This is a genomic window from Kitasatospora sp. Root107 (assembly GCF_001424875.1).
Classification (GTDB): domain Bacteria; phylum Actinomycetota; class Actinomycetes; order Streptomycetales; family Streptomycetaceae; genus Kitasatospora.
Map to the genome: position 1 here is coordinate 1 of NZ_LMCT01000037.1, position 18,945 is coordinate 18,945.

18 protein-coding genes and 1 tRNA gene are annotated in these 18,945 nt (G+C 71.4%); 7 read left to right on the plus strand and 12 right to left on the minus strand.

Annotation, left to right across the window (positions count from 1 at the left end; genetic code table 11):
* Positions 1-234 precede the first annotated feature (234 nt).
* Positions 235-308, plus strand: a tRNA-Leu gene (locus ASC99_RS27025).
* 4 nt (positions 309-312) lie between these two features.
* Here the strand turns inward: ASC99_RS27025 and ASC99_RS27030 are convergent.
* Entirely contained in the window at positions 313-528 is a 216-nt protein-coding gene (locus ASC99_RS27030; protein WP_057236827.1) for a superinfection immunity protein, read from the minus strand.
* A 163-nt stretch (positions 529-691) separates the two neighbouring features.
* Here ASC99_RS27030 and ASC99_RS27035 point away from each other — a divergent pair, with 163 nt between their 5' ends.
* Positions 692-1,450, plus strand: a complete 759-nt coding sequence (locus ASC99_RS27035; protein ID WP_057236829.1) for a class I SAM-dependent methyltransferase — start codon at positions 692-694, stop codon at positions 1,448-1,450.
* Between the two features lie 38 nt (positions 1,451-1,488).
* Here the strand turns inward: ASC99_RS27035 and ASC99_RS27040 are convergent, their stop codons facing one another.
* The 8 genes from ASC99_RS27040 to ASC99_RS27075 form a co-directional block, all read right to left on the minus strand.
* Positions 1,489-2,712: an ABC transporter substrate-binding protein gene (locus ASC99_RS27040; protein ID WP_057236831.1), complete on the minus strand. Its 1,224-nt coding sequence runs from the start codon at positions 2,710-2,712 to the stop codon at positions 1,489-1,491.
* A complete protein-coding gene (locus ASC99_RS27045; protein ID WP_235583150.1) occupies positions 2,709-3,785 on the minus strand; it encodes a branched-chain amino acid ABC transporter permease in 1,077 nt (358 codons plus the stop codon). Before ASC99_RS27045 ends, ASC99_RS27040 begins: the two co-directional genes overlap by 4 nt.
* On the minus strand, positions 3,778-4,668 hold the full coding sequence (locus tag ASC99_RS27050; RefSeq protein WP_057236833.1) for a branched-chain amino acid ABC transporter permease: 891 nt from the start codon (positions 4,666-4,668) through the stop codon (positions 3,778-3,780). Before ASC99_RS27050 ends, ASC99_RS27045 begins: the two co-directional genes overlap by 8 nt.
* On the minus strand, positions 4,665-5,462 hold the full coding sequence (locus ASC99_RS27055; RefSeq protein WP_057236834.1) for an ABC transporter ATP-binding protein: 798 nt from the start codon (positions 5,460-5,462) through the stop codon (positions 4,665-4,667). The genes ASC99_RS27050 and ASC99_RS27055 overlap by 4 nt, the downstream gene beginning before the upstream one ends.
* Positions 5,459-6,271 (minus strand): ABC transporter ATP-binding protein, encoded by an 813-nt coding sequence (locus tag ASC99_RS27060; RefSeq protein WP_057236836.1) that lies wholly within the window; start codon positions 6,269-6,271, stop codon positions 5,459-5,461. The genes ASC99_RS27055 and ASC99_RS27060 overlap by 4 nt, the downstream gene beginning before the upstream one ends.
* Before the next feature lie 79 nt (positions 6,272-6,350).
* The gene (locus ASC99_RS27065) at positions 6,351-7,253 is read right to left on the minus strand and encodes a triacylglycerol lipase (RefSeq protein ID WP_057236838.1); all 903 of its coding nucleotides are present in this window, start codon (positions 7,251-7,253) and stop codon (positions 6,351-6,353) included.
* 270 nt (positions 7,254-7,523) lie between these two features.
* The gene (locus ASC99_RS27070) at positions 7,524-8,402 is read right to left on the minus strand and encodes a transporter substrate-binding domain-containing protein (protein ID WP_057236840.1); all 879 of its coding nucleotides are present in this window, start codon (positions 8,400-8,402) and stop codon (positions 7,524-7,526) included.
* A gap of 336 nt (positions 8,403-8,738) precedes the next feature.
* Entirely contained in the window at positions 8,739-9,374 is a 636-nt protein-coding gene (locus ASC99_RS27075) for a dienelactone hydrolase family protein (RefSeq protein ID WP_082598669.1), read from the minus strand.
* 110 nt (positions 9,375-9,484) lie between these two features.
* Between ASC99_RS27075 and ASC99_RS27080 the strand changes: the two genes are divergently transcribed.
* The gene (locus tag ASC99_RS27080; RefSeq protein ID WP_057236875.1) at positions 9,485-11,137 is read left to right on the plus strand and encodes an alkaline phosphatase; all 1,653 of its coding nucleotides are present in this window, start codon (positions 9,485-9,487) and stop codon (positions 11,135-11,137) included.
* Between the two features lie 164 nt (positions 11,138-11,301).
* Here the strand turns inward: ASC99_RS27080 and ASC99_RS27085 are convergent, their stop codons facing one another.
* Together ASC99_RS27085 and ASC99_RS27090 are read right to left on the minus strand one after the other, a co-directional pair.
* Positions 11,302-12,156, minus strand: a complete 855-nt coding sequence (locus ASC99_RS27085; protein WP_057236844.1) for an ABC transporter permease — start codon at positions 12,154-12,156, stop codon at positions 11,302-11,304.
* A complete protein-coding gene (locus tag ASC99_RS27090) occupies positions 12,153-14,855 on the minus strand; it encodes an alpha/beta fold hydrolase (RefSeq protein WP_057236846.1) in 2,703 nt (900 codons plus the stop codon). The genes ASC99_RS27085 and ASC99_RS27090 overlap by 4 nt, the downstream gene beginning before the upstream one ends.
* Before the next feature lie 135 nt (positions 14,856-14,990).
* Here ASC99_RS27090 and ASC99_RS27095 point away from each other — a divergent pair, with 135 nt between their 5' ends.
* The 4 genes from ASC99_RS27095 to ASC99_RS27110 are packed head-to-tail and all read left to right on the plus strand — an operon-like array spanning position 14,991 to position 17,649.
* Positions 14,991-15,797, plus strand: coding sequence for a MerR family transcriptional regulator (locus ASC99_RS27095; RefSeq protein WP_057236848.1), 807 nt, complete (start codon positions 14,991-14,993; stop codon positions 15,795-15,797).
* Positions 15,794-16,783: a BtrH N-terminal domain-containing protein gene (locus ASC99_RS27100; protein ID WP_057236850.1), complete on the plus strand. Its 990-nt coding sequence runs from the start codon at positions 15,794-15,796 to the stop codon at positions 16,781-16,783. Before ASC99_RS27095 ends, ASC99_RS27100 begins: the two co-directional genes overlap by 4 nt.
* Before the next feature lie 53 nt (positions 16,784-16,836).
* Positions 16,837-17,223, plus strand: a complete 387-nt coding sequence (locus ASC99_RS27105; protein WP_057236852.1) for a VOC family protein — start codon at positions 16,837-16,839, stop codon at positions 17,221-17,223.
* A 60-nt stretch (positions 17,224-17,283) separates the two neighbouring features.
* Positions 17,284-17,649 carry a DUF488 domain-containing protein gene (locus tag ASC99_RS27110; RefSeq protein ID WP_057236854.1) on the plus strand — a complete coding sequence of 122 codons (366 nt, stop codon included), beginning with the start codon at positions 17,284-17,286 and terminating at the stop codon, positions 17,647-17,649.
* Positions 17,650-17,692: 43 nt separating this feature from the next.
* Here ASC99_RS27110 and ASC99_RS27115 read toward each other — a convergent pair whose 3' ends face one another.
* Positions 17,693-18,907: a glycoside hydrolase family 64 protein gene (locus tag ASC99_RS27115; protein ID WP_057236856.1), complete on the minus strand. Its 1,215-nt coding sequence runs from the start codon at positions 18,905-18,907 to the stop codon at positions 17,693-17,695.
* Positions 18,908-18,945 lie beyond the last annotated feature (38 nt).

The following is an 18,945-nucleotide window of genomic DNA, read 5'->3' on the forward strand; positions in this document are numbered from 1 at the left end:
GGATCCTCCGCCACGCCCGCCGCGGATCCTCCGCCACGCCCGCCGCAGCCCGAACTGGCTCACGTCAGCCGTCGCAGCGATCCTCACCCTCACCCTCACGGTCTACAGCTGAAAAGGCTCACTGCGGCGGAACCTACACGGCGGAGCACCCAGCTACAGGCCGCCCCCGGCTGGGGGTAGCGCGGGTTCGACTCCCACTGGAACCCCTGGTCCCCGCCGCCGGCTCGGACCCCCGCCCGCCTGACCCAACTGGCAGAGGCGCCGCGTTCAGGACGCGGAGGTTCCCGGTTCAAATCCGGGGGCGGGCACCGGCTACGCGCCGGAACCTGGCGCTCCGCTACGAACTGCCATAGCCAAGGCGACGACCCAGCCGATCAATGTCCACCCGAGGAAGACGTTGATCACAACCACCGACCCTCGGTTCGGGACACCCCGCACCAACGCAATGACCGTGGGCACGAAGTACAGCAGCGCAGCCACGATCACTAGCACCACGAGGCCGACTGTCAGGCCATCAGAACTTGCCATGTATCCCCCTTGAATGGATTGAACTCCGGTGGAACAGACCACCGTTGACACAGTCTCTATCCCGGGTTGTGCAGTCTGTCGAGACCGCCCTGCCTGGCGGAGGGGCGTCGGCCATCCGAGGTCGGGCCGAGGGCGGACACCAATTTCCTACCCGAGGAGGCCGATGACAACCCGCACCATGCCCACTGACCGCTACGGCCCCGCACCGGGGATCACCCCGTTCAGCGTCCTCCGCAGCGACATGGGCCCGTGGACCAACCGGCGCCGCATGTGGCGGGAACTGGGGGTCGGCGGCACCGAGGGCCGGGAGCAGCTGGACACACACGGTCTCGGCGACAACTTCGGCGGGAAGGGCTTCACGGCCGCACCGTCCACGTTCGACCCGGTCCTGGCCGAGGCGTCGTACCACTGGTTCTGCCCGCCCGCCGGACGCATCCTCGACCCGTTCGCCGGTGGTGCCGTCCGTGGCCTCGTCGCCGGGAACGGCGGCTACCGGTACACCGGGGTTGACCTGAACCCCGGCCAGGTGGCCGTGAACCGGGACCTCGCCGACGACTGGCACGCCCGGCAGCTCCTCACCGCCCATCCCCACTGGGTAGTTGGTGACGCCCGGGATGCCCTGGCCGGTGTGCCGGATGGCAGCGCGGACTACGTGTTCACCTGCCCGCCGTACCACTCCCTGGAGCGGTACTCGCAGGACCCGGCGGACCTGTCCAACATGTCCTGGGACGCGTTCACTGAGGCGTACAGCGAGGTGATCCGGGAGTCTGTCCGGTGCCTGGCCAACGACAGGTTCACTACCTGGGTCGTCGGTGAGGTCCGGGGCTCAACCGGCCGCCTACGTGGCCTCGCTCCTCTGACCATCGCCGCCCATGAGGCGGCAGGGGCCCGGTTGTACAACGACGCCATTCTGCTGAACTGAAGTTCCCCGAGCCCCTGGACCGTAGATGACTGAGCCCCTCAGCCCTTGACCTCGTGCGCGCCTTCGACCGTAGCGAGACCCCCGGTAACCCCCTTGGCCGGCTTGAGGATGTACGCCTGCCGGGTGGGTGCCTTGGCGACGTCGGAGAAGTTCATCGGTACGCCCAGGATGTTCAGCGCCGTGGTCTTCCGGTGCGCAGCCGCGATGCCCTCCCGGGTCAGGTCCTTCGCCGCGCACGCGGCACTGAGCGCCTCCGCCGCCACCTGCGCCGCCGACCACCCGCTCGCCACCCCGCTGTCGACCGGCGCACCGGGGTACTTGGCCTGGTAGTCCTGCACCAGCTGCCGCATCGCGGACACCTCCGCGCTGACCGGCGAGATCGCGCTGACCACGTACAACTGCCGCTCCAGCGCTGCTCCGACGGCCGTGTCGAGCAGCTGCGGCGCGAAGCCCGGCGCGCTGCTGAGCACCGGAACCGCCAGCCCCTGCCCGGCCGCCGCACCCACCAGCGCCGCCGTCTGCTTCGGCCCGGCACTGATCAGCACCGCCTTGACCCCGGCCTCCCGGAGCGCCGAGACCTGCGCCGTCAGGTCCTGGTCGGTCGGCTTGATCTTCTGCTCGACCAGCGTCAACCCACCCTTCGTCGCTGCCGACTTGGAGCCCGCCAGCGCGTTCTCCCCGTACTCGCCCTCGAAGTACACGTGCCCGATCCGGTCGCCCGCCACCAGCCCGGCCTTGCGGGTGAGGAAGTCGACTCCGGTGATCATGTCGACGTCGTAGGTGGAGCCGACCACCTGGATGTAGGGCTGACCGAGCATGGTGGAGGCCCAGGCCATCGGCAGCGCCAACAGGTGCTTGCCGTTCAGGTCCTGCTTGATGGCCGCGACCACCGGTGAGCCGATCACCTGGGTGAGCAACGCCGCGTCCGGCTCGACCTCGGTGAAGGCGGTGACCGCCTTCTGCACGTCGTAACCGTGGTCCTTCACCACGATCCTGAGCTTGCGGCCGCAGATGCCGCCGGTGGCGTTGGTCTGGTCGACCCAGAGCTGCTGGGCGTTCACGATGCTCTTGCCGAGCGAGGCGTACGGTCCTGTCAGGTCGGTCAGGGCGGCCATCGTGATGGTGCTGTCGGTGACGCCGGGGCCGGTCTTCACGCCGTCCTTCCCGACGGCGCCGTCGGCCGAACTGCCCTTGGTGGAGCAGGCGGTGGCGGTCAGGGCGAGCACCGCGACGGCGGCGGCGAGGCGGGTGGTGGTTCTCACGGGGTGTGCTCCTGAAGGGTCTTGCGGGGGCGGCGCCGGGTCAGCCCGGCGAGCCCCTGCGGGGCGAGGGTGAGGACGAGCACGATGGCGGCGCCGTACAGGTAGCGGGCCGCCTCGCCGGGGGTGGGACCGGCCGCGCCCGAGCCGGCCCGGGCGAGCAGCGGCAGGTCGTCGGCGTAGCCGGTGAGCACCTGGGGCAGCAGGGTGACCAGTACGGCGGCGGCCGCTGCGCCGCCGACCGAGCCGAGTCCGCCGATCACGATCATGGCCAGGTAGTCGATCGAGAGCACCAGACCGAAGGTCTCCGGCACCACCCGCCGGAACACCAGCGCGAGCAGTGCCCCGCCCGCACCGGCGTACAGGCAGGAGACCACGAAGGCGGCTGACCGGTAGCGGGCCACCGGGACGCCCATCACGGCTGCCGCGACCTCGCTGTCCCGGACCGCGCCGAGCGCCCGGCCCGGGCGGCCGCGCAGCAGGTTACGGGCCGTCAGCAGTGCCAGGGCCACCAGCGCCAGGCCGAAGTACCAGAGCCGTTCGAGGCCGCCGAACGGCACCCCGAGCACCAGCAGCCCCTGCGGTGAGGCGTCCGCCAGCGCAAAGCCGAACAGGTCCATCGGCGGCACCGAGCGACCGTTGTAACCCCCGGTCACGGTATGGGCGTTGAGCATCACGTGCTGGCCGATGAAGACCAGCGCCAGGGTCGCCACCCCGAGGTACATACCGCGCAGCCGGCCGGCGATCGGGCTGAGCAGCCCGCCCGCCAGACCGGTCAGCGCGACGGCCAGCCCGAAGGCGAGCAGAGGTGGCAGCCCGAGTCCGGTCAGCCCGTCCGCAGCGCCGGCGGGCCCCGACAGCCAGACGTAGCCGTACGCGCCGACGGCCAGGAAGAAGGCGTGGCCGAGCGAGAGTTGGCCGGTGGTGCCGGTGAGCAGGCTCAGCCCGATCGCGCCGATCACGGCGGCCATCGCGAACAGTCCGCTCTGCAGCCAGAAGCCGGTCGCGTAGAACGGCAGCGCCAGCAGCACCAGTACGCCCACCCCTGCCACGGCCCGCTTGGAGATCTCAGACACGGGACAACTCCTTCGATCCGAACAGCCCGTTCGGCCGGACCAGCAGCACCAGCACCATCACCAGGTACGGCGCGACGTCCGCCAACCCCGTGCCCAGTCCGCTCAGTTGCTCCTGGTAGCCGGCCGCCAGCGCACTGCTCAGGCCGATCACCAGGCTGCCCGCGAGCGCGCCGACGGCGGAGTCCATGCCGCCGAGGATGGCGGCCGGGAAGGCGGCCAGCGCGATCTGACCGGTCGTCCGGTCCAGCCCGGGCGCCGGGAAGGCGGCCAGGAAGACCGCCGCCACCGCGGCCAGTGCCCCGGCCAGGCACCAGGCGGCGAGCCTGACCCGGTGCAGCCGGATGCCCATCAGGGCGGCGGCCTCCTGGTCGGCGGCGGCCGCCCGCATCGACAGGCCCCAGCGCGACCAGCGGAACAGCGCGAAGACGCCGCCGATCAGCAGCACCGAGACCACGATCCCGGCCAGCCGGGACTGGGTGACGGCCACTCCCCCGAATCTGGCCACCGCGTCGCCCCAGGGGTCGCCGGTGCTCAGGAAGTCGGGCCCGATCCGCGCGTTCAGCGCGGTCACCAGCAGCAGGTCGACGCCGATGGTGAGGATGGTCAGCACGGGTGCCTCCGCACCGCGCAGGCCGCGCGCGGCCAGTGCGTGCAGCAGCCCGGCCGCCGCTCCCGCAGCCAGCGCGCCGCACAACACCGCGAGCGGGAAGCCGACCGCCTGGTGGGTGGCGGTGACCGTCCAGCCGCCGAGCAGCAGGATCGAGCCGTGGGCGAAGTTCATCACCCCGGAGGCCTTGAAGATCACCACGAAGCCGAGCGCGATCAACGCGTACACGGAGCCGAGGGCCAGGCCGTTGAGGACTGTTTCGGCGAACTTGGTCACGCGCTCTCCTCCTTCTGCTGCTCCTGCTGCTGCCCGAGATAGGCCGCGATCACGGCAGGGTCGCGCTGCACGCTCTCGGGTGTGCCGTCGGCGATCCGGCGGCCGAAGTCCAGGACGGTGACCGCGTCCGCGAGCCGCATCACCATCCCCATGTCGTGCTCGACGATCAGGATCGAGATCCCCAGCTCGGCCCGGACGGCCGCGATGGTCGCGGCCATCGCCAGCCGCTCGGTCGGGTTCATCCCGGCCACCGGCTCGTCCAGCAGCAGCAACCGGGGCTCCATGCACAGCGCCCGGGCGATCTCCACCCGCTTGCGGTCGCCGTACGACAGCGGCCCGACCGGCTGCTCGAAGTGCGCGGCGATACCGAGGAAGTCGGCTATCTCGTAGGCTCGTTCGCGATGGCGACGCTGCTCCCGGACGGCCTTCGGCAGCCGCAGCGCGGTACTGGCGAATCCGGCCGTGGTCAGGCCGTGCCGACCGAGCATCAGGTTGTCGGCGACCGTGCCGGCGGTGAGCACGATGTTCTGGAAGGTCCGCGCGACGCCGATCCCGGCGATCCGGTGCGGCGCCAGCCCGGTCAGCTCCCGGCCGTCGTAGTGCACCGACCCCTCGGTCGCCCGGTAGACGCCGGAGAGCACATTGAAGCAGGTGGACTTGCCTGCCCCGTTCGGGCCGATCAGCGCGTGGATCGAACCCGGGGCGACGGTGAACGAGACCTCGTCCAGCGCGGTCAGCCCGGCGAACCGGACGGTGACGCCATCGACTCTCAACTCCGCTGCGGCGGCGGTCATCCGACCCACCTGCCGAGCTTCGCCCGGTGCGGTCCGACCAGTTCGGGACCGCTCTCGCCCGCCCCCAGGTAGAGCCGGCGGATCTCGTCGTTGCCCGCCAACTCCTCAGCGCTGCCGGTCAGTCGGACCAGTCCGTTCTCCAACACCGAGGCCCGGTGGGCGATCCGCAGCGCGACCGCCGCATTCTGCTCCACCAGCAGGACGGTGGTACCGGCGGCGTTGATCCGCTGCACGATCCCGGCGATCCGTTCCACCATCATCGGGGCCAGCCCGAGCGAGGGCTCGTCCAGCAGCAGCACCCTGGGTTCGGCCATCAGGGCCCGCCCGAGCGCGAGCATCTGCTGCTCACCCCCGGACATCAACCCGGCGGCCTGGCGGCGGCGTTCGGCCAGCACCGGCAGCAGCGCGAAGACCCGCTCCTGGGCGGCTCGCCGCCCGGCGGCGCTGCGCCGGCCGAGCCCAAGGCCACCCGCGCGCAGGTTCTCCTCCACCGTCAGATCGGCGAACACCCGCCGTCCTTCCGGCACTTGGACCACTCCGGCGGCCACCGCCTTCGCCGGGTCGCCGGTCAGCGGGACACCGTCCAGGGTGACGCCGCCGCTGTCCAGCACGCCCCGGTGCAGGGCCAGGGTGCCGGACAGGGCCCGCAACAGGGTGCTCTTCCCTGCGCCGTTGGAGCCCAGCACGGCGGTGATCTCTCCGGCCGGGACCTCCAGCGAGACGCCGCGCAGCGCCTGCACGGCGCGGCCGTAGGTGACCTGGAGGCGGTCGATCCGGAGCGTGCCGGTCGGGGGTGTGGGGGGACTCAAGGGGTTCTCCTCCGGTGCGTGCCCGGCCGGTACCGACGCACCGGCCGGGCCGTGCTTTTCGACATGCACGAGCGGTGGGTCAGGGGACCAGACGGCAGCCGGTGCGGGCGGCGTGCGCGGGGTCGAGCACGTTGGTCACCTCGTGCAGCGTCTCCGGGTTGACCTGCATGGTGGCGTGCTGTGAGAGGTCGGACCAGCAGAGGTCCTGGATCAGCACGTTGCGCACGTTCGGACCGCTCAGGAACTGGGAGTTGACCGGGGTGGCGACGAAGTCGTACCGGGTCGCGAGCACCGTGTACTCGACGCCGGGCACCGTGTCGCCGCCGGCGTTGGTCGCGGCCAGGAAGGCCGATCCGACCGTCTGGTCCAGGCAGGCCGGGCACCAGCTCTCCAGCAGCGCATCGGGGGCACCCGGGATGTCCTGGAGCAGGGTGGCCAGGCCGGACAGCGTGGTGCCGTGGCTGGTCGGCGAGATCGCCACGAACCGGCCCACCTTGGCGGCGCCGCCCAGGTTCTTCAGGTAGTACCGCGGCATCAGGCCGCCCTGCGAGTGGCCGACCATGTCGACCTCGGCGGCCCCGGTGGCGGCGAGCACACCGTCCACGAAGACCCGGAGCTGCTCGGCCGACTCGGCGGCGGGGGCGATCGCGGCCAGCAGCGGCACGCTCGGCATCCGGCCGTAGGTGGGGGCGAAGACGCAGTAGCCCTTGGCCTTGAGCAGCGGGGCGAGCTCGACCCAGTTCAGCGTGGCGGTGACGAAGGTGCCGTGCACCAGCACGATCGGCCGGGGGTGGGCCGAACTCGGCGTGCAGGAGAAGTCGTTGGCGCCGGGCAGCGCGGTGGCGGCGAGCTGCTGGGCGGCAGTGATCGCGGACTGGTCGGTCGCACCGGCGGGGACGGTGGTTCCGGCGACGACCAGCAGCCCGGCCGCGACGACCGCGGCGGCGCGTCCGGAGCGGCGCAGCAGGGAGCGGATGGACATGAAGTCCTCCAGTGGGGTGGGGGTTTCGGTCCGGCGGCTCCGGACCGGCGCACATCACAGCACCGGCCCGCCGAACCCGCCCAGTACCCGGCGGTAATACGTTGCCCGCCACCAACCCACCTCGGACCGGACTGTGCAGCGCGCACAGTGCGCCCACCGGCGCTGTGCGAAGGCTGTCCTCCCCCGCCGATCCGTGCGAACCTGTCCGGCTGCCCGGTCTCCCCCTTTTCCAACGAGCGCCCGGCCGCCGCCGTCAGCCGGGCAGCGTGCTCACTGGCTGCCGTTCACCACCGAGTTCTGGATCGCACCGGCGGACAGCTGACGCTTCGCCAGCAGCTCGTCGTACGTGCCGTTCCTGATCAGCGCGTTCATCGCCTTCATCAGGACGTCACGCAGCTCGCGGTCACTCTTGCGGACGGCGATGCCGAACGGGCGGGACTGGATCTGCGAGCCTGCCAGGTCGTACGTCTTACCCTCCCCGATGGTGGTGGCGTTGTGCTGAGCCTTCGGGTAGTCGGTCACGTAGACCTCGGCCGCCCCGGTGCGGACGAACTCCAACGCCTCCGCGTCGGCGCCCGTCTCCAGCATCTTGAGCGGCTTGGCGGTGTGCTCGCACGCCTTCTGCTGCCTGGCCACCAGGTCGTTGTGGGTGGTGCCCTTCTTCACCGCGACGGTCCGGCCGCACAGGTCGTCGATGGCGGCGACGCCCTTGGGGTTCCCCTTGCTGACCACCATGCCGATACCGGCCATGAAGTAGTCCACGAAGTCCACGCCGTCGTTGATCTGCTTGTCGTTCTTGTCTATACCCAGCTGGCGCTCTCGGGTGTCGGTGATCCCGGACATCCCGATGTCGTACTTCTTCTCGAACAGCCCGGGCAGTACGTTCGCGAACGGCCCGGCGTCCTCGAACTCGAACCGGACCCCGAGCACCTTCTCCATCGCGGCGGCGAGGTCGACGTCCAGGCCGTCCGGCTGGCCCTGTGCGTTCTTGAAGATCACCGGCGCGGCGGTGAAGGAGCCGCCCACCCGGATCACCCCGGCGGTACGGACGGCCTGCGGCAGCCGGTCGTGCAGCGAGGTCTTGTCGACCGTCGTACCGTCCGCACCACAGGCGCTCAACAACAGCGTGCCCACCACCGCGACTGCCACGGCATGACACCTGCGACTGCTGAAGGGGCTCATGTTCGCTTCTCCCGACTGATCGACGCACTGTGCGGCGGGTTCGGGACTCGGCGACGGCAGCCCACACCGACGGGACTCCGCCGGCCCCGCTCCGGTGAGATCCCACTCCGCATACCTGAGCGGCCGGGTCGGAACCCGGCAGCGCCCAGGACGGGAATGCCGGTCAGACTATAAGCCACCATGCTCACGCCAGCTGAGGCCGGGGGCTTGTGCGAGCGTACAACGTCAGCTGACGCTCCGGCAGGAACGTGTGGGGCGCCGCCGGTTGCGCACGCCGCCTCTCCACCCCCCGGCCTGACGCCGTCAGCCCTCCGAGATCTCGGTCAGGAAGTCCAGCGCGACCATCCAGGTCCGCTCGGCGGCCTCCGCGTCGTGGTCGGGCAGCTCGGGGTCGGTGTACAGGTGACCGGCGCCCCGGTAGCGGTGGATCTCGACGTCGGCACCCGCCCTGCTGAGGTTGAGGTACCAGGCGTTCAGCCAGTCCTCCGACTCGAACGGGTCGGGGTCGGCCACGTGCAGCTGGACCGGGATCCCGGTGGCGGCATCCTCACGGATGTCGGAGGTGCCGTGCAGGAGCAGCAGCCCGAGCGCCTTCTCGTCGGCCAGCGCGAGGTTCTGCGCCAGTGCGCCGCCGAGTGAGAACCCGGCGTAGACCAGGCGGGCGTCGCCGGTGAGCAGCGGCGCCACCGCGGTCACCGCGCGGCGCAGCAGCTCCTCGCTGCCGACCTCCTCCTTGTAGGCCATCCCGGCCTCGATGTCGTCGAAGACCCGGCCGTCGTAGAGGTCCGGGGTGTGCACCTGGTGGCCGGCGGCGCGCAGCCGGTCGGCGGCCTGGTGCACCGCCGGCCGCAGGCCGTACGCGGAGTGGAAGAGGACGATCTGGGCCACGTCTGGTTCCTTCGGGTCAGCTGTTCGAGGTACCGGACCATCATCACCCACCCCGATCGCCCCACCGGCCCCGGCCGCGTCCGCAACGCCGGGGTGAAGGGCCGACGAACAGTCAGTCCGCGCTATGGACAACTACTTACCGATCAGTAGCCTTGCTGGACGTGACTGAGCCCACCGATGCCCTGTCCCTCGCCCGGCCGCGTCGCCGCCGGGTCCTGCAGGCCGCCGCACTGACCGCCGGTGCCGCCGCCCTCCCGTTCGCCGCTGCCGCGCCGGCCACCGCCGCCGCTGCGCCGGAGTTCCTGCACGGGGTCGCCTCCGGCGACCCGCTCCCCGACGGGGTGGTGCTCTGGACCCGGCTCACCCCGGCACCGGACGCCACCCCCGGCTCCGGCAACGGCCCCGACACCCAGGTGAGCTGGCAGGTGGCGACCGACCGGGGTTTCGCCACCGTGGTGGTCTCCGGCACGGTGACCACCAGCGCCGCCACCGACCACACCGTCAAGGTGGACGTCCGTGGTCTCCGGCCGGCGACCACGTACTGGTACCGCTTCACCGCCGAGGGCGTCAGCTCCCCCGTCGGCCGTACCGCCACCACGCCGGCCACCGACGCGGCGCTGGGCCGGCTGCGGCTCGGCGTTGCCTCCTGCGCCAACTGGGAGGCGGGCTACTTCTCCGCGTACCGGCACCTGGCCGCCCGGGGCGACCTGGACGCGTTCCTCTTCCTCGGTGACTACATCTACGAGTACGGCACCGGCCAGTTCGCCGCCCGGGGCACCGTGGTGCGTCCGCACGCGCCCTTGCACGAGATCCTGAACCTGGCCGACTACCGTACCCGGCACGGCCGTTACAAGACCGATCCGGACCTCCAGGCGCTGCACGCCATCGTCCCGACGATCGCGATCTGGGACGACCACGAGGTGGCCAACGACGCCTGGTCGGGCGGCGCGGAGAACCACACGCCGGGCACCGAGGGCGACTGGGCGGACCGGGTCGCGGCGGCCAAGCAGGCCTACTTCGAGTGGATGCCGGTCCGGCCCTCGATCGCCGGGACCACCTACCGGCGGCTGCGCTACGGCAAGTTGGCCGACCTCTCGCTGCTCGACCTGCGCTCGTTCCGCAGTGCACAGGCCAAGGCGGGCACCGGCGAGGTCGACTCAGCCGACCGCACCATCACCGGCCGGGCCCAACTCGACTGGCTGAAGGCCGGGTTGTCCGCCTCGGACACCAACTGGCGGCTGGTCGGCAACTCGGTGATGATCTCGCCGGTGGCCTTCCTCTCGCTGCCCGGCTACCTGCTCCGCCCGCTCGCCCAGCTGCTCGGCCTGCCCGCCGAGGGCCTGGCGGTGAACCCGGACCAGTGGGACGGCTACACCCACGACCGCCGCGAACTGCTCGGGCACCTGAGCTCGCACGGCATCCGCAACACCGTCTTCCTGACCGGCGACATCCACTCCGCCTGGGCCTCGGACGTGCCCAACGAGGCCGCCACCTACCCGGCTTCGGGCAGCGCGGCGACCGAGTTCGTGGTCACCTCGGTGACCTCGGACAACATCGACGACATCCTCAAGGTGGCCCCGCAGACCGTCTCACTACTGGCCGCCGCCGCCATCGAGGGCGCCAACCGGCACATCAAGTGGGTCGACCTGGACTCGCACGGCTACGGCGTCCTGGACGTCACACCCGAGCAGGTCCAGATGGACTACTACGTCCTCTCCGACCGCACCCGCCGCGACGCCACCAGCAAGTGGGCCCGGGGCTACCGCACCCGCACGGGCACCCAGCGGATCGAGCGGGTCTGGTCACCGCGCTGACCCTGTGCAGGGCGCTCAGTTGCACTATCCAGGGGCTCGGGGAACTGCGAGGAGATCTGGCGTTCGGGTCACTGCGAAAGTGCCTGGCCACCCACGCACGGATCACCTTGTACGAGGTCGGCGTCGCAGTTCCCCGAGCCCCTACCTTCCGAAGCGTGTGCCCGTCAGGAGACCACGTCCTTGCGGGCGAAGCCTCGGAAGGCCAGCGCCACCAGCACCACCGCGTAACTGACCGAGAGCGTGACGCCCTGCAGCATCCCGCCCCACTCCAGCCGGGGCTGCAGGGCGTCCGCCCAGGCGTACTGCCAGTGCGCGGGCAGCCACTGCCGCAGATCGCCGAGTGCCGTCACCGCGTCCAGTACGCCGGTGATGATGGACAGGAAGACCGCCCCGCCGACTGCGCCCAGCGGTGCGTCCGTCACCGTGGAGAGCCAGAACGCCAGTGCGGCGATGACCAGTTCGGCCAGGAAGACGTACGCCACTGCGATCCCCAGCCGGGGCAGTGCCTCGGCCGCCGGGAGGGTCACGCCGGTCGGCAGCCGCAGGTCGCCCCAGCCGTACGCGGCCGTGCCGACCAGCAGGCCGACCAGCGGCAGCAGCAGCACCGCACCCGCCGAGAAGGCCAGCCCGACCGTCAACTTCCGGGCCAGCAGCCGGGATCGGGGCACCGGCGCGGCCAGCAGGTAGCGCAGCGAGGACCAGCCCGCCTCCGAGGCCACCGTGTCGCCGCAGAACACCGCGACCGGGATCACCAGCAGGAAGCCGGTACCCATGAACAGCAGGGTGACCGAGAAGTTCAGGCCCGAGGAGGTAGCCAGCTCGATGAAGCTGGTCCGGCCCTCCCGGCCCGGGGTGTTGCCGCCGAGCTGGAACGCCGCCAGCACGATGAAGGGCAGCGCCGCCAGCACCCCGCCCATCACCAGGGTGCGGCGGCGGCGCAGTTGGCGCACCGCCTCCACCCGCAGCGGCAGCGTACGGCGGGCCCGGTAGCCCGGTGCCTGTTCCACCACCGTGCTCATGCCGTACCCCCGATCAGCGACAGGAACGCGTCCTCCAGGCGGCGGTGCGGCCCGACGCCCTCCACCGGTACGCCCAACTTCACGAGCTCCGCCACCAGTTCACTCGCCGTCATCCCGTCCAGTCGTACCAGCAGACCCTGCTCGACCGCCTCCGCCGCGCCCACGCCCGGCAGTTCGGCCACCTTCTGCGCGAGCTCGGTGGCCGGGGTGGCCACCAGCAGCAGTTCGCCACCGCCGATGATCTCGGCCACGGGCCCGGAGCTGACCAGCCGGCCCCGGTCCATCACCACCAGGTGGGTGCAGCTCTGCTCCACCTCGGAGAGCAGGTGGCTGGAGACGATCACGGTACGCCCGGCGGCGGCGTAACGGATCATCACCTCGCGCATCTCCCGGATCTGCGGCGGGTCGAGGCCGTTGGTCGGCTCGTCCAGGATCAGCAACTCCGGCATGCCCAGCATCGCCTGGGCGATCGCCAGCCGCTGCCGCATGCCCTGCGAGTAGGTGCGCACCGCGCGGTCCAGCGCCTCGCCCAGATCGGCGATCGCCAGCGCCTCCTCGAAGTGCGCGTCCTCGGCCGGGCGGCCGGTGGCCTGCCAGTACAGCCGCAGGTTGGCCCGGCCGGTCAGGTGCGGCAGGAAGCCCGCGCCCTCCACGAAGGCCCCGACCCTGGACAGCACCGGCGCCCCCGGGCGGACGGCGTGGCCGAACAGCCGGATCTCGCCCTCGTCCGGTTGGATCAGCCCCATCAGCATCCGCAGCGTGGTGGTCTTGCCCGCACCGTTCGGCCCGAGCAGGCCGAGCACCTGGCCGCGCTCCACCCGGAAGCCCAGCTCACGGACCGCGTACCGGTCGGCGGAGCCGTGGTAGCGCTTGCTCAACCCGCTGATCCGGAGCGGCACTTCGGCCAGCGCCGGGTCGTACCTGGCCACCTTCGTCCGCCGGAACCTGACCAGCAGCAGGGCCGCCACCGCCACCGCCAGCAGCGGCAGCACCCAGACCCGGGCGGGCAGCGGCGCCGCCTCGGTGTGCAGCCCGTCCACCGTCGGCACGGTCAGCGGCCCGGCGAGCGCGATCCTGTAGGTGGCCGGCTCGACCGGCGACGCGTACCCGAGGTCGCTGCTGGCCAGCACCAGCCTCAGCCGGTGTCCGACCGCGAACTCATGGTCCACGGCGGGCAGTTGGACGGTGACCGTTTTCCCGTCCGCCGCACCCGTCACCCGCAGCGGCGCGGCCAGCTGCTGCGGCAGGGTCTGCTTGCCCTCAGGGTCGAGGTCGTACACCTTGGCGAACAGCACCGCGTCCGGCCGGTCCGCCTGCACCCGGACAGTGACGGTGGGCGCACCCGTGAGGTGCAGCGTCGAGTCGAGCGGGGCGGAGTCGAAGCTCGCGAACTGGCCCGGGAAGTCGATCGCCAGGCCCGCGCCCACCGAGGAGAGCTGGCTCAGCGCGCCGACACCGGGCAGGGCGGAGATGTTCGGCGGGGCGCCGCCGGGCGGGTTGGCGATGCTCTGCTCACGGCCCGTCAGCTCGACCGTCCGGGTGGCCGTGCCACCCAGGCCCGGGTAGCTGTCGGCGCTCGCGCCGCGCAGCACCGCCTCGAATCCGGTCGAGTCCAGGCCGCCGGTCCGGGTGACCCGGAAGGCCGGGCCGGTGTCGTTGTCCTGCTTCTTCAGGTAGTGGTCGAACCAGGCGGCGACCCGGCCCTCCACCCGCTCGCTGGTCTCGGTCCCGCCGTCGTGCCCGCCGGCGAACCAGTCCACCGCGACCGGTGCCCCGTTGGCGGCCACCGCCTTGGCGATCCTGTCCCCTTGGTCGAGCGGGAAGAGCGAGTCCTGCTGGCCCTGCACCACCAGCGTCGGCACCTTGATCCGCGCCGCCACCGAGGACGGGCTGGACCGGTCCAGCAGCCCGACCGCCTCGGCATCCGCCCGGCCGGTGGTCGCCACCCGGTCGTACATCGCACACAGCTCGTCCGAGAACCGGCCGCAGCCGACCGGGCCGTCCTGCTGCTTCGGCTGACCTCCCGTCAGGCCACCGGCCGATCCTGTGGTGAAGAAGATTCCGGCCCACAGCTTCTTGAACACCCCGTCAGCGCCGCCCACGGCCTGCGGGAACAACGCTTCGTTCAGGTTCCACCAGGTGATCTGGCTCGACACGGCGTCGATCCGGGGGTCGTATGCGGCGCCGAGCAGCGCGGCCCCGCCACCGTACGAAGCGCCGGTGATGCCCACCCGCGGGTCGCCCGGTGCGTCCAGCTGCACCTCGGGGCGCTGCGCCAGCCAGTCCACCAGCCGCTGCACGTCGGCGATCTCGCGGTCCGGCGCGTCCAGCCCGATCTTCCCGGTCGAGGCCCCGAAACCCCGGGCCGACCAGGTCAGTACCGCGTACCCCTGCCGGGCCAGCCGCTCCGCCTGGTCCCGCTCGCCGTCCTTGCTGCCGCCGAAACCGTGGGCGAGCAGCACCGCCGGGCGCGGGGTGCTGCCCGTGGTGAAGAACGAGGTGTCGATGCTGACCTGCCCGGCCGAACCGGGCACCTCCGGCATCGAGAGCCTGCGCTCCTCCTGCCGGACCGCCACCTGCTCCTCGCCACCGGCCGCCACCGCCGCCCCGCCGACCACCAGCACGGCCCCGGCCGCCGCCCCCGCGAGCCACCGTCTGCGCCCGGGCCGCCACCGACGCCACACCCCACCGAATCCCATGGTCACCGACCCTAGCCGCCACGGCGGTAGGAACCCTGTAAGCCCCCGCACCTCCCGCCCTGCCAGGGAGTTGACACTTCGCGGGGTCGGCCCGGCACTGGACTCTCCCCCCGTGGGAGGGTCCACCATGACGGTGTGCAAGAGGAACTGTTCACCATCGGGCGCTTCGCCCGCCTGTGCCGCCTGAGCGTCAAGCAGCTACGGCACTACGACGAGACGGGGCTACTGACGCCGGCCCGTGTGGACGCCGACTCGGGGTACCGCTACTACGCGCCCGAACAGGCACGCGATGCCCTCACCATCGCCCTGCTGCGCGGGATGGATCTTCCACTTGCCGTGATCAGCCGGGCGCTGACCGCCCAGCCCGAGTCCCGGGCCCGGATCCTGCGCGCCGAACGGGATCGGCTGGCCGAGCGCGTCACCCGGGACCAGGCGCGGCTGGGAATGCTGGAGCGGCTGGCGGAGGGTGGCCTGCCCGGCTACGAGGTGACGATGGGCCGAGAGCCGGAGCGACGGCTGGCCGTGCTGCGGGCGGTCTGCAGCCCCGATGAGGTCGGGGCAAAGGTCGGGGAGTGCGTGGGCCGGCTGCTGCCCGTGCTCAGCGAGGCCGGAGTCGGCTGGGAGCCGCCGCTGTGGGGGCTGTACCCGCTGGATCTGAACGAGCGGCTGGAGATCGCCGTCGGGGCGCAGCCACTGCGGGACGGAGCTGCGCCCGGTCCGGAGTTCGTGGTGCTGCCCGGCGGGCCGGTGGCCGAGACGGTGCACATCGGGCCGTACGCCCAGCTGCCCCTGGCCTACAACGCCCTCTTCGCGGCCGTCCACGAGCGGGGGCTGCACCCGCGGGCACCCGTACGTGAGGCCTACCTCGTCGGGCCGGCTGAAGCACCGCAGGAGGAACTGATGACCCGTCTGATCGTTCCCGTCGAGGAGGACGCGGCATGAGCCCGGTACTGAACGTCGACGTCCGCGCCACCCAGCACTGCGAGACGACCGCGCTGGGGGTGCTGCTGCGACACCGAGGACTCGACCTGTCCGAGCCGATGCTCTTCGGTCTCGGCTCCGGCCTGTCCTTCATCTACTGGGACAGCAAGAACATGGGCTTCCCCTTCCTCGGCGGGCGGGTCAAGCCCTTCGAGCTCACCAGAAACCTGGCCGCCGGGCTCGGGCTGGAGCTCCTCGTGCGGGAGACCGCCTCGCCCCGGCGGGCCTGGGAGCACGTGACGGCCGCCATCGACGCCGGCCACCCGGTCGGGCTGCAACTCGACAGCCACTACCTCGACTACTTCTCGTCGAAGGCGCACTTCGGCGGCCATGTGGTCGCCCTGTACGGCTACGACGAGCACACCGCCCACCTGGTGGACACCGACCAACAAGGCGGCGCCGTGGCCACCAGCCTGACCACCCTGGCGCAGGCCAGGGCGGCACGCGGCCCGATGACCGCCCCGCACCGCTCCTTCACTCTCACCACTCCACCGAACCTGCCCGCCGTGGCGGACCGGATCATCCCCGCCATCGCCGCCTGCGCCGACGCCTTCCTCGACCCGCCCATCAGCAACCTGGGCCACCGGGGCATCGAGAAGGCCGGTCGGCTGGTACGCAGTTGGCTCCAGCGCACCGACGACCCCCAGCGGGACTTCCCGCAGGCCGCGCTCCTGATGGAGCGGGCCGGCACCGGTGGCGCCCTGTTCCGCAACCTCTACCGCGACTTCCTGGCCGAATGCACGGAGCTGGTCGACAGCTGCCACCTGCGCACCGGCCACGCGCTGTACACCGAGGCGGCCATCCTGTGGACCGAAGTGGCGGCACTGGTCGGGAAGGCCGGCGAACCGGGCGAGGCGGCGTGTCTCGAACAGGCCGGTACGGTCCTCGGCGACCTCTCGCGGATCGAGCGCGAAGCCATGCAGGCGCTGAGCCGCCTGGCGGCATGAGGCAACCACATATCCTCTGGACGATCATCTGACCGGGCGTCATAGTGTCCGCCATGGCTTCTCTTGTACACCATGTGACCATCGACTGCGCCGACACCTACCGGCTCGGTTCCTTCTGGGCCGAGGTCCTCGACAGCAAGCTCGCCGACGACGACAAGCCCGGTGATCCCGAGGCCCTCATCGTGGGCGACCGCATCGACCTGCTGTTCGTCGCGGTCCCCGAGGGCAAGGCGGCGAAGAACCGCCTGCACTTCGACATCCAGCCCAGCGACCGTACCCGCGACGAGGAGGTCGAGCGCCTGCTGGCCATCGGTGCCACCCTGGTCGCCGACCGCCGCCGCCCCGACGGCTCCGGCTGGGTCACCCTCGCCGACATCGAGGGCAACGAGTTCTGCGTCGAGCGCAGCGCCGCCGAACGCGCCGCCGCCACCGCGTCCTGACACCCCGTCGGTCGGAGCGGCACCGCCGCTCCGACCGGTCCGGCGCCTACGCTCCCCTTCATGCCCACCCTCCACCTCGGCCGGATCTACGACCCGCACCACCCCGAGGACGGCGCCCGCATCCTGGTCGACCGCCTCTGGCCACGCGGCCTGAGCAAGGCGGCCGCCGCCCTGGACGGCTGGCCGAAGCCACTCACGCCCTCCACCGAGCTCCGCCGCTGGTACCACGACGGCGGCGACTTCCCCACCTTCCGCTCGCGCTACCTCGCCGAGCTCTCCTCCCCCGAGGCCCAGGCCGAACTGTCCTCCCTGCGTGCTCTGTTGTCCTCCGGCCCGGTCATCCTGCTGACCGCCTCCAAGGACCTCGAGCACAGCCACGCAGCCGTCCTGCGCGAACTCCTGACCGAGGCGGCCCCGCCCGCCTGAGGCGACGGACGGGACCACTGACAACGGGTCGGCTCCGCTCAGCTCAGCTCAGCGGGTCGAGCGTCATGTACGCCTGCTGCGGGCTGCCGTCGTGGACGAGCGACTCGTGGTGGCCGACGTCGTCGAACGCGAAGGCGTACGCGTTGCCGTCGGCCATCTGCGCGTGGATCTTCCGCGCGTAGTGGTTGGTGACGGTGTCCTGGTAGAAGCCGGCCGCGCTGGTGTCCGGCTGGTTCGGGTTGGTGATCAGGGTGGAGCGGTTGTAACCGGCGCACAGGGTACGCGAGATGGGGCCGCGGACCAGGTCGTTGGGAGCGTCCAGCAGCTTGTAGCAGCCGAAGATGCTGTCGGAGTCGGGCTTCTGGAAGCTCGTGACGACGGCCCCGGCGCTGTTGGTGAAGTTCATCGTGTTACCGGAGACCCGCCCGAAGTACTTGGTGCCGGGCTGGTCGGCGAACGGCGTGACGGTCAGCGTGGAGGTGGCGTACTTGCTCCACACCCGGTTCACGTAGTCGTTCATCGCGGTGGCCGGCAGTGCGCCGGACTCGATGCCGTGGCCTGGTGCGAGCGCCCGCAGGACGGTGCCGTCCGACCTGGTCTGGATCAGGTTCGCCCAGCCGCCCGGCTGGCCCTTGAGCGCGTTGTAGAAGCCCTGGTAGCCACCGGGCTTGAGGTGTCCGGTGTTCGTGACGGTGCCGTTGGCCGCCTTCACGCCGACGGCGTACGGCACGGAGAACATGTCGACCTGGGTGCTGTTGATCCACAGCCCGGAGTCGTTGAGCGTGTACTCCGACCAGTTGAAGAGGATGTTGCGGTTCGGGTCGCTCGGGTTCTGCACGGCCGGCTGGACCAGGCCGCCGGTGGTGAGCTTGAAGACCAGCTTCTGCCCGTACGAGAAGTAGATCCGGCCGGAGAACTTCGGCATCCGGATGGTGCTGGTCCCGCCGTTGCCGGGCCCGGCGATCGACGCATCGGGCGCGGGCACGGGCGGGTTCGCCCCGCCCGGCCAGGCGTGGAACGTGCCGGAGGCGTCGGCCCAGCCCTGCTGACCCGTGCTCAGCAACGTGCCGAGGTTGTAGATGTACACCGGCTCGGTGCGCCCCGAGTTGTTGGTGAACGTGAGCGGGATGGTGGTCGGTACTGCCGCCTCCGCCCGCTCCGCAGGAAGCGCCACGGTGATCCCGGCCGCCGCCGTCACGGCGACGGCCAGGGCGGCTGCGCCGATCATGCAGTGTGCGGGTGCTCGTCTCGTGCCCATGGGGGTCGTTCCTCCAGGTGGTGGGGTACCACCGAGCT